Here is a 14,910-nt window from a genome sequence, read left to right as displayed (position 1 = left end):
CGCGCCAGTCCCACCTGAAACCAGTATCGGCGCGCCTGGCGCCGCTGTCAAATGGTTTCAAGCGCCTTGCCGCCGCCTGCACGGTGCTGGAAAGCGGGTGTAACGCCAGACTTAAAACCTCGGGCTTAAAACTCTTCCCAGTCCTGCTCGCCGGCGATGTGCGATGGCGTTTTGCGCGCCGCGGCGCCGGCCGCCTTGGGTGCTGCGGGTTTGCCGGCCCTGGCCTGGGGCGGGCGTGGCGCGAGTTTTTGCGTGGTGGCAATGGCGGCCCTGGCCGGCCGCGCGGCGCGCACCGGCGCCGCCGTGGCCACGTGCTCGAGCTGGAAGCCGGCCGCCACCTGCGCCAGGCGCGCCGCCTGGTCCTGCATGCTTTCGGCTGCCGCCGCCGCTTCTTCCACCAGCGCCGCATTTTGCTGCGTCACCTGGTCCATCTGCGCGATGGCCTGGTTGACCTGGTCGATGCCCATGCTTTGCTCGGCGCTGGCGGCAGTGATCTCGGCCATGATGTCGGTGACCCTGCGCACGCTGTCGACCACTTCGCCCATGGTGCTGCCGGCCTGCTGCACCAGCCGCGTGCCGTTGTTGACCTGTTCCACCGAGTCGCCGATCAGGGTCTTGATTTCGCGCGCCGCCGCGGCCGAGCGCTGCGCCAGGCTGCGCACTTCCGTGGCGACGACGGCAAAGCCGCGCCCCTGCTCGCCGGCGCGCGCCGCTTCGACGGCCGCGTTCAGGGCCAGGATATTCGTCTGGAAGGCGATGCCGTCGATGACGCCGATGATGTCGACGATTTTCGTCGAGGCCGTATCGATGGCGCCCATGGTGTCGACCACCTGGCTGACGATGCCGCCGCCCCGTTCGGCCACGCCGGATGCGGCCACCGCCATCTGGTTGGCCTGGCGCGCGTTGTCCGCATTCTGCTTGACGGTGCTGGTCAATTCTTCCATCGACGACGCCGTCTCTTCCAGCGAACTGGCCTGCTGTTCCGTGCGCGCCGACAGATCCTGGTTGCCGGCGGCGATTTCGCCCGACGCCGTGGCGATCGCATTGGTGCCCGTCTGCACTTCCGACACCACCTTGCGCAGCGCCTCGTTCATGCCGTGCAGCGCGCGCATCAGGTCGCCGATTTCATCGCTGGCAGGCGTGCCGAAATGCGTGCGCAAGTCGCCGTCGGCCACCGTTTCGGCCACCTTCACGGCGGCCTTCAACGGCTGCGTGATCGAACGCGTGATCAGCCAGGCGCAGACGCTGCCCAGCGCCACCACCAGCGCGCACAAGGTCAGTAGCAGGGTGAAGCTGCGCCCGTTGGCCGCCTCGATCGCGTGCGCCGTGGCGTCGATGGCCTGGCGCTGCTGCGACAGCAGGGCCTTGACGTTGTTCTGGTACTTGGCGGCGGCCGGCGCGAAGCTGTCGCGGTAGACGCTTTCCGCCTGCGCCGCATTGCCGCCCTTGCGCGCATTCATCACCAGGGTCTTGGCATCCTGGTACTTGACGCGTTCGGCAATGGACGCCTTGAAGATGGCCTTTTCCTCGTCGCTGACGAGCAGGGTTTCGATTTGCTTCAGCAGCTCGCCGCCCTGCTTGGTGCTGTCGGCGATGGTGTCGGCAAACACGTTCGACAGGGTTTCATCCGTGCTCCTGGCGATCATCGAAGTGCGCGCGATGGCCGAGTAAATCAGTACGTACCAGTCCGATACGAGGCGTTCCTTGGCCAGCGGCTTTTCCATCATTTGCCGCGTCGCTTCGGCATTCACGCTGGCGCTGTACAGCGCGTACGAGGTGGAGATCACGGACAGCAGCAGCACCAGCGCGAAGCCTGCAGCCAGGCGTGTGCCGATACGGAGGTGGGAGAGGGCGTGCATGGTTGGAGCTCCTGTCGCAGAGGGATTAAAGGTTGCCTGTGCGACATAGTATGCACTGATAAGTGACCAAGAGGCGAGGGAAAAGCGCGCTTGTCTTTGCGCCTGTTGCAGCCACGCCCGTGCTACAGCTCGCCCGCCTGGCGCAGGTCCGGCTGCTCGGCCCAGCGGGCGAAGGCGGCCGCCATGCGCTCGCTTTCCGCGATGGCGCGGCGCCAGTCGCGCATGCGCGCCGCGTGGTCCTGGCCGTAATGGGGGAAGTCGCGCCGGTCCGGCAATTTGCCGTTGGGCAGGCTGGCCACGAAGGCGGGCGAGGGCGAGACGAGGATCATGTTGTCGAGTGCGCCATCGCCGCGGCGCGCGCGGCGCCAGGGCATGGTCTTGTCCAGCCAGCCCGGCACGATATGGTCGGCAAAATGCGGGTACAGCACCAGGTCCGGTTCGCGCTGGTAGGGCAGGTGCAAATGATAGTCGACCAGGCCGCCGTCCCAGTAGCGCCCTGGCGGCGCGCCGGCGATGTCCGTGACCGCGTCGAGCACCAGCGGGATGGAGCCGGAAGCGAGCAGCGCGTCGCGCAGGTTGTCCTGCGCCAGCGGCACGAAATGCGAATGAAAGGCGTCGAAGCGCGAGCGCAGCCAGCTGGCGCCGTCCGGTCCGGCATGGAACACGGTGCGTTCCAGCGAGGCGGCCAGCCGCGCGCGCGCCACAGCGTTGCCGGCGGCCGCCAGCAGGAAGCCGCGCCGGTCGCGCCATTTGCCAGGTTGCGCCAGCGCGCCGATGCCGCGCACGGCCAGCACCGACAGGCTATGGCGCTCGTGCCGCAGCAGTTGCGCATCCTGGCCATCGAGGACGGCGTCGAGCAGGGCACGGCACGTGCGGCTCACGTGCGCCGCATCGGGTTTGTCGGGATAGCGCTGGCCCACGTATTCGCGCACCAGGCGGCGCTGCGCGGCCACCGGGTCGGGGAACACGGCGGCGGCCATGCGCCAGGCGCCGATCGAGGCGCCGACGAACTGGCGCGGGCGCGGCGCCTGCGCCAGGAAGTCGCCGAACAGCCAGCAATCGAGCTGGTGCAGGATCAAGCCTTTCGGCCCGCCCGCGGCGGCGGGAACGATGGCGATGTCGCTGGCGCGCACCCCGTTTTCGGCGATGCGCGCCCGGGCGCGGCGGCCCAGGCGGATGGTGATCGGTGATTGCATGAGTAGTCGCTGGCGGCCTGTAGCCAGGTATTTTACCGCCAGCGCGGCGACACGGCACAGACGCGCTCGGTATAGTCACATTGTTAGTATTAATAAATTTCTTTAAGGCAACCATTCTATTGAGAAATGTTGCATAATATTGGACGTTGAATTTTTGGCATGTGCCAAGGATTCCTTATGTCTTGCTTTTTTTATTGGAATCGTATGCAACTGAATCACGCTTTTGTTCTGACCCTGATCGCCGCTTCGCTCGCCGCTTGCGGTGGCGGCGGTTCGTCTTCCCCATCCGACACGACGGCTGTCGTGAATACGGCCAAGCCTGCCGATCCGGTGGCGCCCGTCGTTCCCGTCGTGCCAACGGCCACCGGCGAAAACACGGGGGCCGTCAGCGCCCGTTTCGCCAATGGCGACAACAGCCGCTACATCTTTACGTCGATCGGCTTGCAGAGCAGTGGCAAGGCCAGCCCGCTGGTACAGGATGCCTCCGGCGCCCTGAGCACGATCAGCGGCATCGTCTTCACCGGCAACCCGGCCGTGACGCGCGAAATCAGCGGCGACGCGGCCTTTGCGCAGGGACGCTGGTTCAAGGGCGCGTTCAGCAATAGTACGGGCGCCACTACGTTGAGCGGCAACAATGCCAGTGGGCATTACGTCGCCTATAACGTGCTCGCCGCGCTGCCAGCGACCGGCACCTTCACCTGCGATGCAGGCACGTTCACGGCGCCTAGCTATACGGGCGGCAGCAGCGTCTCGTCGACCGCCAACTTCGGCACGGCCAGCGGCACTGCCAGCATGTCCTTCGATGCCTCGGGCGCCAAGGTCGTGCTGGCCATCGACGCCAGCGCCGGCGGCAGCACGGGCAAGGTATCGGCTTCGACGACCATGGCGTCGGCCGCGTCGAGCAGCATCACCGGTGGCTACCTGTCGAATGGCACGGGCGCGCAGCTGATGCTGGGCGACGGCGGCGCTGGCCGCTATCTGCTGATCGCCGCCTACAAGGCGCAGCTGGCGAATGGCGCCAACTACCAGGGCGTGGCCACCTTCCGTTGCTCTTGATGACGCCTGACGGCACCTGCTGCGCGTCGTGATTTGCGGCCGCTCGCAATGGTGCCGTCAGTCGCCCTGAGGCCAACGAGGACGACTAGAATAAAAAAAGCGGCGTCCGTGCAATGCACGGCGCCGCTTTTTTTCGCCGGTCGGAATGATGCGATTACCGCAGCGCCGCGATCATCTGTTTCAGCTTGCCGGAATCGACGCAGAAGGCGCGGATGCCTTCGGCCAGTTTTTCCGTCGCCATCGCGTCTTCATTCATCATGAAGCGGAAGGCTTCTTCGTTCAGCGACATTTGCACGATATTGGTCGATGGCGCCGCTTCGGCGCTCAGCTTGCGTTCCACCGGCGCATCGCTGTCGGCCAGCTTTTGCAGCAGGTCGGGGCTGATGGTGAGCAGGTCGCAGCCGGCCAGTTCGAGAATTTGCGACGTGTTGCGGAAGCTTGCGCCCATCACCTCGGTCTTGTAGCCGAACTTGCGGTAGTAATTGTAGATGCGGCGCACCGATTGCACGCCCGGGTCTTCCGCGCCCATGTAGTCGATGCCCGTCGATTTCTTGTACCAGTCGTAGATGCGGCCGACGAACGGGGAAATGAGCTGGGCGCCCGCTTCGGCGCAGGCAATCGCCTGGGCCAGCGAGAACAGCAGGGTCATGTTGCAGCGGATGCCTTCCTTTTCCAGGATGGCGGCGGCGCGGATGCCTTCCCAGGTGGAGGCGATCTTGATCAGCACGCGCTCGCGTGGTATGCCCGCGTTCGAATACAGGGCGATCAGGTCGCGGCCCTTGGCCACCGTGCCCTGCGTGTCGAACGACAGGCGCGCATCGACCTCGGTGGAGACGCGGCCGGGGATGGTTTGCAGGATTTCCACGCCAAAGGCGATCAGCAGGCGGTCGATGATCTCGGTGGTCGAGGCGTTCGGATGGTCGCTCACGGCCTTTTCCAGCAGCGGCTTGTATTCATCCTTCTGCACGGCCTTCAGGATCAGCGACGGATTCGTCGTCGCATCGCGCGGCGTGTAGGCCTGGATCGATTGGAAGTCGCCGGTGTCGGCCACCACGGTAGTAAATTGCTTCAGTTGTTCGAGTTGGTTCATGGCTGCACAGGAAAGAGTGAATGGGCTTGCCAGGGTATTGTACCGAATGCGGGACGGTGGCGGCGCTTTTAACCCAAGGGCTAAAGTGCCGGGGTCGGACCCGGCGGGTCTGGCCCCGGATTGCCGCTTTTTAGCCGATAAACGAATCAAACTGCATGTCGAATTCCTGCAGCGCCTTTTGCGCATTCTGCATCTTCTTTCGGAATTCCGGTCCCCGTTGCAGGGCCAGGCCCACGGCCAGCACGTCGATCACGACCAGGTAGGCCAGGCGCGCCGAAATGGGCGTGTAGGGGTCGGTGTTGAAGACCAGGTCGATCGGGATCAGCACGGTCGCCAGGTCGGCCAGCGGCGTGCCCGATGGGGCCAGCACGACAACGTCGGCGCCGCCGCGGCGCGCCAGTTTCACTGAGCGCACCAGGGCGGGGCTGTTGCCGCGCTGCGAGATGGCCACCAGGCAGTCGCCGCCGCGCAGCAGGGCCGCCGCGATGCTGTGGATGTTCGGGTCGCTGTAGGCCACCGTCGGTACGCCCGAACGGAAGAACTTGTGCTGCGCGTCGGCCGCCACGATGCCCGACGTGCCCTGCCCATAGAATTCGATCTTGCTGGCGCGCGAGAGGATGTCGAGTGCGCGCTGTATCGCTTCCGGATTCAGGTTGTTGCGCAGGTCGAGCAGGGTATTGATCGAGCGGCTGCAGATTTTATTCACCAGGTCGGCCGCCAGGTCGTCCTGCGCCGGCTGCTCATTCGCGCCCGGCATGGCCAGCGCCAGGCCCTGCGCCAGTTTCAGCTTGAATTCATGCCAGCCGTCATAGCCCAGCGTGCGGCAAAAGCGCACCACGGTCGGTTCCGACACCTGCGCGCTTTTCGCCAGCGCCGTGATGTTCTGGCTGACCGTCTGGTTGGGCTGGTCAAGCACGGCCAGCGCGACCTTTTTCTCCGACTTGGAGAGCGAATCGAGCTGGGTGCGGATGGAATCGAGTAGCATTGATTGATCTTCTGGCAGTAATGCCGTAAGTTTGCGTCCTTTTCACCCCAAAAGCAAAGTTCCGGGGTCGGACCCTCAGGGTCCGACCCCAGTATTTCGCCGTTCAGGGTTAAGCCAAATCTTAACGGCTTCAGTCCTCTGGCAAGGCCTCTTCACGCCACTGCAAGCCATCGCGGCCGATCAGGGCGCTGGCGGCCGCCGGGCCCCAGGTGCCGGCCGTGTACGGAATCGGCGCGCTGTCGTTCTGTTCCCAGTTGTCGAGAATCGGCTCGACCCATTCCCAGGCCGCTTCCAGCTCGTCGCCGCGCATGAACAGGGTCAGCTGGCCGCGCAGGACGTCGAGCAGCAAACGCTCGTAGGCGTCCATGCGCGGGGTCTTGAACGATTCGCGGAAATCGAGTTCCAGTTCCGCCGGTTTCAAGCGCATGCCGTCGCCCGGGGTTTTCGCCATCAGGTTCATGCGCAAGCCTTCGTCCGGCTGCAAACGGATCACCAGGCAGTTCGGCTGGAAGCTGGACGTCGGCTGGTTGAAGATCGAATGCGGAATCTGCTTGAAGCGCACGACGATCTCGGCCAGGCTGTCGGCCATGCGTTTGCCCGTGCGCAGGTAGAACGGCACGCCGGCCCAGCGCCAGGTGTCGATTTCCGCCTTCAGCGCAACGAAGGTTTCGGTGCGCGAATGTTCCGGCGCATCGGGCTCGTCGCGGTAGCTCGGCACTGTGGCGCCATCGACGTGGCCGGCGCGGTACTGGCCGCGCACGATGTTTTGCGCCAGGGTGGTCGGTGTGAATTTTTTCAGCGAGCGCAGCACTTGCAGCTTTTCATCACGCACGGCGTCCGGCGCGATCGAGGTCGGCGGTTCCATAGCGACGATGCACAGCAACTGCAGCAAGTGGTTTTGCAGCATGTCGCGCAGCGCGCCCGAGGTGTCGTAGTAACCCATGCGGTTGCCCACGCCCAGCTTTTCGGCGATGGTGATCTGCACGTCGGAAATCCATTCGCGGCGCCACAGCGGTTCGAACAGGATGTTGCCGAAGCGCAGGGCCAGCAAGTTCTGCACGGTTTCCTTGCCCAGGTAATGGTCGATACGGTAGATCTGCGATTCCTGGAAGACCTTGCCCACTTCGGCATTGATCTGCTTGGCGCTGGCCAGGTCGCGGCCCAGCGGCTTTTCCAGCACCACGCGCGAATTCGGCGTGACCAGACCGTTGTCTTCCAGGTTGTCGCATATCAAGGCAAACAGATGCGGCGGCGTCGCCAGGTAGTACACGCGCGTCAGGTCGGCGTCGCCGCGCAGCGCTTCGACCAGCGGCGCGTACGTGGCCGCATCGCTGGCGTTGAGCGACACATACACGATGCGTGCGCAGAACTTGCTCCAGGTGGCGGCGTTCAGGGTGCTGGCCTTGATGTGGGGACGCGAATTGGTCTCCACCATTTTCAGGAAGGCATCCTGGCCGCTGTCCTGGCGCCCCACACAGATGATGCGCGCCGTCGGCGGCAAATCGTTCGCGACGTCGCGCGCATACATTGCAGGCAACAACTTGCGCATTGCTAAATCGCCGCTGCCGCCAAACAGGACCAGGTCAAAATCGGTAAGTGCCATAAGTGAGTGTCGTCGCAAAAGTAAAAGGGCCGGAGCGGGGAGAAAGCCGACCGGAAGTGCCAGTCTGTCGCTACTATAATCGATGGTGTAAATTTACTACGTATAACAGGCAATTGCAAGAAATTTTACTACATTCCATCCGCTGCCGTCGCCATTTTGCCCGGTATGCCTGCCTGCGATGCCGGCATGGCCATTATATGCCGTTCGCCGGCGCTGGCGCAGCGTCATGCTGGTTATCGGCTTTGCAAAGCAACCATGGTTGCCAGGGAAATTTTCGATTCTCTCCGTCATCATTTGCGCTGTAGCAACAAGGAAATCAAGAAATGCTGTCAGGATCGCCGTTGGCAGCGTAAAGTAGCTTTGAAGAAAGTAAAAAAACGTATAATTCAAGCTCGAATCGATAGCAACTATTGGTTGTATGAAGTTGTACGATATACACTGCACCGTTAGCGCCGGCCATGCCCCAAACCCGCCGTCCGGCGTCCATGCGACGTGCAGTCCGCACTGTCCGCAGCATCAGGGGCGGGCGACTTAACTTTACAAGACGGCTCAAGGGGACACAATGAATTCAATGCAGCAAGATGTCGATGAACGCACCAGCCTGACAGGCAATAACAAATTCGAACTGTTCCTGTTCAAGCTGGGGACCAGTGATCACTCGGCCAGCCGCGAACTGTTCGGCATCAATGTGTTCAAAGTCCGTGAAATCATGGAAATGCCGGCCATCACGGCGGTGGCTGGTTCACACCCGCACATGCTGGGCGTGGTCAATATCCGTGGTCAGATCGTTCCCGTGATCGACTTGCCGATGGCAGTCGGTTGCAAGAGCAGCGGCTTGAAGATCCTGATGGTGACGGAATTTGCCCGCTCGACACAGGCGTTTGCCGTGGAAGAGGTCGATGAAATCGTGCGCCTCGAATGGAATCAGGTCTTGTCGGCCGAATCGAGCGTCGGCGGCGGCCTCGTCACCAGCATCGCCCGCCTCGATGGCGACACGGACAAGACCCGCCTGGCGCAAGTGCTGGACGTGGAGCAAATCTTGCGCAATGTGCTGCCGTCGGGCGATCCGGACGTGGACGAAAACAGCATCGGCCCGCAAGTGCGCTTGCCGGCCGGCGCCGTGATTCTCGCGGCCGACGATTCCTCGCTGGCCCGCTCGTTGATCGAAAAGGGCCTCGAAGCGATGGGCGTGCCTTTCATCATGACCAAGACGGGCAAGGAAGCGTGGGAGCGCCTGCAAGCGATCTCGGCCCAGGCGGCCACCGAAGGCAAGACGGCGAAAGACAAGGTCGCGCTCGTGCTGACCGACCTGGAAATGCCGGAAATGGACGGCTTTACCCTGACGCGCAACATCAAGAACGATGGCCGCTTCTCCAACATTCCCGTGGTGATCCACTCGTCGCTGACGGGCTCGACCAACGAAGACCACGTCAAGGGCGTGGGCGCCGACGGTTATGTGGCCAAGTTCGTCGCGGCTGAATTGGCGGAGACGATCCGCAAGGTGCTGTCGCGGTAATCCGACGGCACCATGGCCAACACTGTTGTCGGATTACGCGGGGCCTTGCCCCGCTAATCCGACCTACGTGAGCGTTAAAAAAGCGCCGGACCCTCGCGGGTGCCGGCGCTTTTTCATACCTGACCGTGTTACGCCTGGTAAGGCGTTTCCGGCTGGCCTGCCACGTCCACGCGCACGGACAGCACGTGACCCGTCAACGGATAGTCGGCGATTTCTGCTGCCGAGCGGTTGTGGCTGGCGCTGGTGATGTACAGGGTGCGCAGGTCGGGGCCGCCGAACGTCACCATGGTGGGGCAGCGCACGGGCACGGTAATTTCGCCCAGCAAATGGCCGTCGGGGGCGAAGCGCAAGATCTTGCCGCCTTCAAACATGGCCGACCAGTAATTGCCTTCGCTGTCGACGGCCGCGCCATCGGGGCGCCCGCCGTAATCAAACGCCTTCTTGTCCATGGAAAAGCGCTGGAACGGTTGTGGCGCGGAAATGGCTCCCGTGGCCGCATCGAAGTCGAAACGGTCGATGCGGTGCGTGGTGGTATCCGAGTGATACATGGTGCGCCCGTCGGGACTGAAGCCCAGGCCGTTCGACACGGTCATGCCGCCCGACCAGACCTTGCGCACTTGTCCCTTTTCCAGCACGAACATTTCCGCTGCGTCAGTGTTGCGCGGCTCGAAAATCGTGCCGACCCAGAAACGGCCGGCCGGGTCAACCTTGCCGTCGTTGAAGCGCGTGGTGGCCATGTCGAACGGCGCCGGCGCGATGTGCGCCAGGCTGCCCGTCTTCGTGTCGAGGTGGGCAAAGCCGCTGCGCAGGGCGACGATCAGGCCGCCGCCGGCGTTGATGGCCAGCGCCGACGGTTCCGTCGGCATGGTCCACTGCGCATGCTTGCCGCTGGCCGGGTGCAGCCGGTGCACGGCGCGGCCATCGATGTCCACCCAGTACAGGGCCGCTTCCTTGCCATGCCAGAGCGGGCATTCGCCCACTTGCATGGCCTTGTCGCTGACTACTTTGATTTCGTAAATATTCATAAACCTCAATTAAGTTAATACGCCGCCTTGGCGGCTTTCGCCAAGGCAATCAAGCCATTGGTCGAGCTGTCGTGGTGGTCGGGACGGGCTTCGCCCGTCAGTTCGGCCTGGATTTTCTTGGCCAGCACCTTGCCCAGTTCCACGCCCCACTGGTCGAAACTGTTGACGTTCCACAAGACGCCCTGCACGAAGGTCTTGTGTTCGTACAAGGCGATCAGGGCGCCCAGGGTGGTCGGGGTCAGTTGGTCCATCAAAATGGTGTTGCTGGGGCGGTTGCCGGGGAAAGTCTTGTGCGGCACCAGCGCTTCGATTTCGCTTTCCGGCAAGCCCTGCGCCTGCAGGTCAAGGCGCACTTCCTCGGCCGTCTTGCCCGTCATGAAGGCTTCCGACTGGGCGAAGCAGTTCGCCAGCAGGGCATCGTGGTGGCCCGGCAAATCGTGCGTGGCGCGCAGGGCGGCGATGAAGTCGATGGGGGTGATGTCCGTGCCCTGGTGCAGCAGCTGGAAATACGCGTGCTGGGCATTCGTGCCGCAATCGCCCCAGATGACGGGGCCGGTCGGCACGTCGACGGGCACGCCATCCTTGGTGACGCGCTTGCCGTTGCTTTCCATGTCCAGCTGTTGCAGGTAGGCGGCGAAGCGGCTCAGGTCCTGGTGATACGGTGCGATGGAAACGGAGCCGCAATCGAGGAACTGGCGGTTCCAGAAGCCGACCATGGCCAGCACGACGGGCATGTTGTCTTCCAGGGGCGCCTGGCGGAAATGCTGGTCCATCGCATGCGCGCCGGCGAGGAAATCGCTGAAATATTCAAAACCGACGGACAGGGCCACGGCCAGGCCGATCGAGGACCAGACGGAATAACGGCCGCCGACCCAGTCCCAGAACGGGAACATATTGTCCGGCGAAATGCCGAAGTCGACGATGGCTTGCGTGTTGGTCGACACGGCCACAAAGTGTTGCGCCAGATCCTTTTCTTCGCCTTCGAGCAGGAACCAGGCGCGCGCCGTGTTGGCGTTGAGCATGGTTTCAGCGGTAACAAAGGTTTTCGAGGCAACAATGAACAGGGTGGTTTCCGGATCGACTTTCGACAGGGTCGCTTCCATGTCGTGACCGTCGACGTTGGAAACGAAGTGCATTTCCAGTCCCGGGTTGGCATACGAGCGCAGCGCCAGGCACGCCATTTTCGGGCCCAGGTCCGAGCCGCCGATGCCGATATTAACGATGTCGCAGATGGGCTTGCCCGTGTAGCCGAGCCAGCTGCCATTGCGGACCTTGTCCGTAAATGCCTTGACGCGCTGCAGTACATCTTGCACGTCAGCATCGATATCCTGGCCATCGACCACCAGCCTGGTGCCGCGCGGCGCGCGCAAGGCGGTATGCAGAACGGCCCGATGTTCGGTAAGATTGATTTTCTCGCCAGTGAACATGGCTTCGCGCTGCGCTTCCACGCCGCGCTCGCGGGCCAGGTCCATCAGCAGCGCCATGGCGGTGGCGTCGACCCGGTTCTTCGAGTAATCGAGCAGCAGGCCGGCCGCATCGACCGTCATCGTCGAAAAACGTGCGGGGTCGGCGGCGAACAGCTGGCGCAGATGCACTTCGCGCAGGCTGGCGCTATGCGCTTGCAGGGACTGGAAACTGGCGGTGGCGGTGATGGCAGGAGTAGGTGCTGGCTGGCGCATGGCGGTCGGCTTGGGTGCTTGTCTCGGTTGAAAGGAGCGCGGCGCGTTCGTGGTGGCGAACAGCGGGTCCGGCATTGGTATGAGAATAATACATCAGAAAAACGTAATTTCACTACAGTTTGTGACGTGAAGCCGATTTTTGTTGTGCTTTTTTTAGCGATTGCGCCCGTGCCATATAAGAGCTATGTTGACAGCTGCCGATACGCGATATTTGCCGGGCTTGCCTTGATACGCCGCAATCCGTGGCTTATTTGTGCGGTCGGCCCATGCAAGAGTGCTTCTTCTTCACCATTTTGTAGTAAAATTTCACGAAATACTCATTTTTAAGGAAATCCATATGGCGCTGCATCCAGTAGTCGAATCCGTAACAGCGCGCATCATCGCGCGCAGCCGGCCATCGCGCGGCGCCTACCTGGCGCATCTGGATGCGGCCCGCATCCAGGGCGTGCAGCGCGGCGCCCTGTCGTGCACCAACCTGGCGCACGGCTTTGCCGCCTTTCCCGCCAACGACAAGCTGTCGCTGAAGGAATACAAGAAGCCGTCCGTGGCCATCGTTTCCTCGTACAACGACATGCTGTCGGCGCACCAGCCCTTCGAAGGCTTCCCGCAGATCATCAAGCAAGCCGTGCGCGAAGTGGGCGCCGTCGCCCAGTTCGCCGGCGGCGTGCCCGCCATGTGCGATGGCGTGACGCAAGGCCAGCCGGGCATGGAACTGTCGCTGTTTTCGCGCGACACCATCGCCATGTCGACTGCCGTGGCGCTGTCGCACAATATGTTCGACGCCGCCCTGTACCTGGGCGTGTGCGACAAGATCGTGCCGGGCCTGTTGATCGGCGCGCTGCACTTCGGCCATTTGCCGGCCGTCTTCGTGCCGGCCGGTCCGATGACGTCGGGCCTGTCGAACCAGGAAAAAGCCAAGGTGCGCCAGCTGTATGCGCAAGGCAAGGCCACGCGCGAAGACTTGCTCGAAGGCGAGTCGAAAGCCTACCATGGCGCCGGCACCTGTACCTTCTACGGTACGGCGAACAGCAACCAGATGCTGATGGAAGTGATGGGCCTGCATTTGCCGGGCGCCGCCTTCATCACGCCGAACACGCCGCTGCGCGATGCGCTGACCAGGGCCGCCGCCCAGCGCGCGGCCGTCATCACGGCGCAAAGCGGCAGCTACTTGCCAGTCGGCCATATCGTCGACGAGAAATGTATCGTCAACGCCGTCGTGGGCTTGCTGGCCACGGGCGGCTCGACCAATCACACCCTGCACCTGGTGGCGATCGCCAAGGCGGCCGGCATCGTCATCGACTGGAACGATTTCAACGAACTGTCGGCCATCGTGCCGATGCTCACGCGCATCTACCCGAACGGCGACGCCGACGTGAACCATTTTCACGCTGCCGGCGGTACCGGTTATCTGATCCGCGAATTGCTGGACGCGGGCTTGCTGCACGAAGACGTCAACACCATCCTGGGCCACGGCTTGCGCGCGCACTGCATGGAGCCGTTCCTCGGCGAAGACGGCAAGGTCTTCTGGAAAGATGCGCCGGCCGCCAGCGCCGACGAAAACGTGCTGCGCCCGGCCAGCAATCCTTTCGCGCCGGACGGCGGCATGGTCCTGGTGGCGGGCAACCTGGGCCGCGCCGTGATGAAGGTGTCGGCCGTCAAGCCGCAGCACCGCACGGTCGAAGCGCCTGCCCTGGTATTCAATTCGCAGGAAGACTTCATGGCCGCCTACAAGGCCGGCACGCTGGACCGCGATTTCGTCGCCGTGCTGCGCTTCCAGGGTCCGCGCGCCAACGGCATGCCGGAACTGCATGCGCTGACCCCGGCGCTGGCCAACCTGCAGGATGCGGGCCGTCACGTGGCGCTGGTCACCGATGGCCGCATGTCGGGCGCGTCGGGCAAGGTGCCGGCCGCCATCCACGTCTCGCCTGAAATCCTCGCCGGCGGCCCGCTGGGCCTCGTGCGCGACGGCGACATCATCCGTCTCGACGCCTTCACGGGCGTACTGGAGGCGCTGGTGCCGGCCGACGTCTGGCACGCGCGTGCGCTGGTCACGGCCGACCTGTCGCCGAACCACGTCGGCATGGGCCGCGAGCTGTTTTCCATGTTCCGTTCCACCGTCAGCGCGGCGGAAGAGGGTGCCACCACCTTCGGCCTGCCGTCGCCGATTCCCACCACCGTCGCCTTGCACGACGCCGACAATGTCGGCGATACCGTACCGGGTTCCGATGAAGACTTTTTGGCTAGGAAATAAGAGATGACCATGACACTACTGGAAATTATGCGCACCTCGAGCGTGATCCCCGTGATTGCGATCGACGATCCTGAACACGCCGTACCGCTGGCGCGCGCGCTGGTGGCGGGCGGCATCCGCGTGCTGGAAGTGACGCTGCGCACCAAGCACGGCCTCGAAGCGATCCGCGCCATGTCGGCCGTGCCGGGCGCCATCGTCGGCGTCGGCACCCTGACCCGTCCCGAGGAATTCGTCCAGGCACGTGATGCGGGCGCCGTCTTCGGCGTTTCGCCGGGCCTGACCAGCGCCCTGGTGGCGGCGGCGAAAAGCAGCGGCCTGCCCTTGCTGCCAGGCGTGATGACGCCAGGCGAAGTGATGGCGGCGCGTGAAAACGGCTTCCAGCAGCTGAAACTGTTCCCGGCCGTACCGGCGGGCGGCATCGGCATGCTCAACGCGATCTACGGCCCGCTGCCGGACATCACGTTCTGCCCGACGGGCGGCATCTCGCAAGAGACGGCGTCGCAGTTCCTGGCGTGCAAGAACGTCGCCTGCGTGGGCGGCTCGTGGCTGACGCCGAAAGACGCGATCGCGGCCGGCAACTGGGACCGCATCACGGAAATCGCCAAGGCGGCCAGCGGTCTTCGATTGGCTTAAGCGGCACCGGCGCGGCA

Annotated in this window: 12 protein-coding genes; 4 read left to right on the top strand and 8 right to left on the bottom strand. The window is 63.5% G+C overall.

Features of this window, described 5'->3' with window-relative positions:
• Positions 1–125: 125 nt before the first annotated feature.
• Positions 126–1,859: a methyl-accepting chemotaxis protein gene (locus AC3RCG_RS22390; RefSeq protein ID WP_070222396.1), complete on the bottom strand. Its 1,734-nt coding sequence runs from the start codon at positions 1,857–1,859 to the stop codon at positions 126–128.
• 122 nt (positions 1,860–1,981) lie between these two features.
• On the bottom strand, positions 1,982–3,055 hold the full coding sequence (locus AC3RCG_RS22385) for a patatin-like phospholipase family protein (RefSeq protein WP_070289145.1): 1,074 nt from the start codon (positions 3,053–3,055) through the stop codon (positions 1,982–1,984).
• 204 nt (positions 3,056–3,259) lie between these two features.
• Here AC3RCG_RS22385 and AC3RCG_RS22380 point away from each other — a divergent pair, with 204 nt between their 5' ends.
• Positions 3,260–4,111, top strand: a complete 852-nt coding sequence (locus AC3RCG_RS22380) for a hypothetical protein (RefSeq protein ID WP_121670240.1) — start codon at positions 3,260–3,262, stop codon at positions 4,109–4,111.
• 154 nt (positions 4,112–4,265) lie between these two features.
• Here AC3RCG_RS22380 and tal read toward each other — a convergent pair whose 3' ends face one another.
• The 4 genes from tal to AC3RCG_RS22360 form a co-directional block, all read right to left on the bottom strand.
• Positions 4,266–5,201 carry a transaldolase gene (tal, locus tag AC3RCG_RS22375; RefSeq protein WP_070222399.1) on the bottom strand — a complete coding sequence of 312 codons (936 nt, stop codon included), beginning with the start codon at positions 5,199–5,201 and terminating at the stop codon, positions 4,266–4,268.
• A 130-nt stretch (positions 5,202–5,331) separates the two neighbouring features.
• Positions 5,332–6,186: an SIS domain-containing protein gene (locus AC3RCG_RS22370; protein WP_034750862.1), complete on the bottom strand. Its 855-nt coding sequence runs from the start codon at positions 6,184–6,186 to the stop codon at positions 5,332–5,334.
• A 130-nt stretch (positions 6,187–6,316) separates the two neighbouring features.
• Positions 6,317–7,789: a glucose-6-phosphate dehydrogenase gene (gene zwf / locus AC3RCG_RS22365; RefSeq protein ID WP_034750861.1), complete on the bottom strand. Its 1,473-nt coding sequence runs from the start codon at positions 7,787–7,789 to the stop codon at positions 6,317–6,319.
• Positions 7,790–7,885: 96 nt separating this feature from the next.
• Complete coding sequence (locus AC3RCG_RS22360) at positions 7,886–8,179, bottom strand: hypothetical protein (RefSeq protein WP_492401962.1); 294 nt, start codon at positions 8,177–8,179, stop codon at positions 7,886–7,888.
• 172 nt (positions 8,180–8,351) lie between these two features.
• Between AC3RCG_RS22360 and AC3RCG_RS22355 the strand changes: the two genes are divergently transcribed.
• Complete coding sequence (locus AC3RCG_RS22355) at positions 8,352–9,305, top strand: chemotaxis protein (protein ID WP_070222400.1); 954 nt, start codon at positions 8,352–8,354, stop codon at positions 9,303–9,305.
• Positions 9,306–9,433: 128 nt separating this feature from the next.
• Here AC3RCG_RS22355 and AC3RCG_RS22350 read toward each other — a convergent pair whose 3' ends face one another.
• Together AC3RCG_RS22350 and pgi are read right to left on the bottom strand one after the other, a co-directional pair.
• A complete protein-coding gene (locus AC3RCG_RS22350) occupies positions 9,434–10,330 on the bottom strand; it encodes an SMP-30/gluconolactonase/LRE family protein (protein ID WP_492401963.1) in 897 nt (298 codons plus the stop codon).
• 14 nt (positions 10,331–10,344) lie between these two features.
• Entirely contained in the window at positions 10,345–12,009 is a 1,665-nt protein-coding gene (gene pgi, locus AC3RCG_RS22345; protein ID WP_492401964.1) for a glucose-6-phosphate isomerase, read from the bottom strand.
• Between the two features lie 337 nt (positions 12,010–12,346).
• On the opposite strand from pgi, the gene edd reads away from it, so the two are divergent.
• Entirely contained in the window at positions 12,347–14,260 is a 1,914-nt protein-coding gene (gene edd, locus AC3RCG_RS22340; RefSeq protein WP_070222405.1) for a phosphogluconate dehydratase, read from the top strand.
• A gap of 3 nt (positions 14,261–14,263) precedes the next feature.
• Positions 14,264–14,893, top strand: coding sequence for a bifunctional 4-hydroxy-2-oxoglutarate aldolase/2-dehydro-3-deoxy-phosphogluconate aldolase (eda, locus tag AC3RCG_RS22335; protein WP_070222407.1), 630 nt, complete (start codon positions 14,264–14,266; stop codon positions 14,891–14,893).
• Positions 14,894–14,910: the final 17 nt, after the last annotated feature.

Source organism: Janthinobacterium sp. GW823-FHT01H08 (assembly GCF_058797855.1).
The sequence above is the reverse complement of the archived record's forward strand: the minus strand, read 5'-3'. Positions and strand labels throughout refer to the sequence as shown.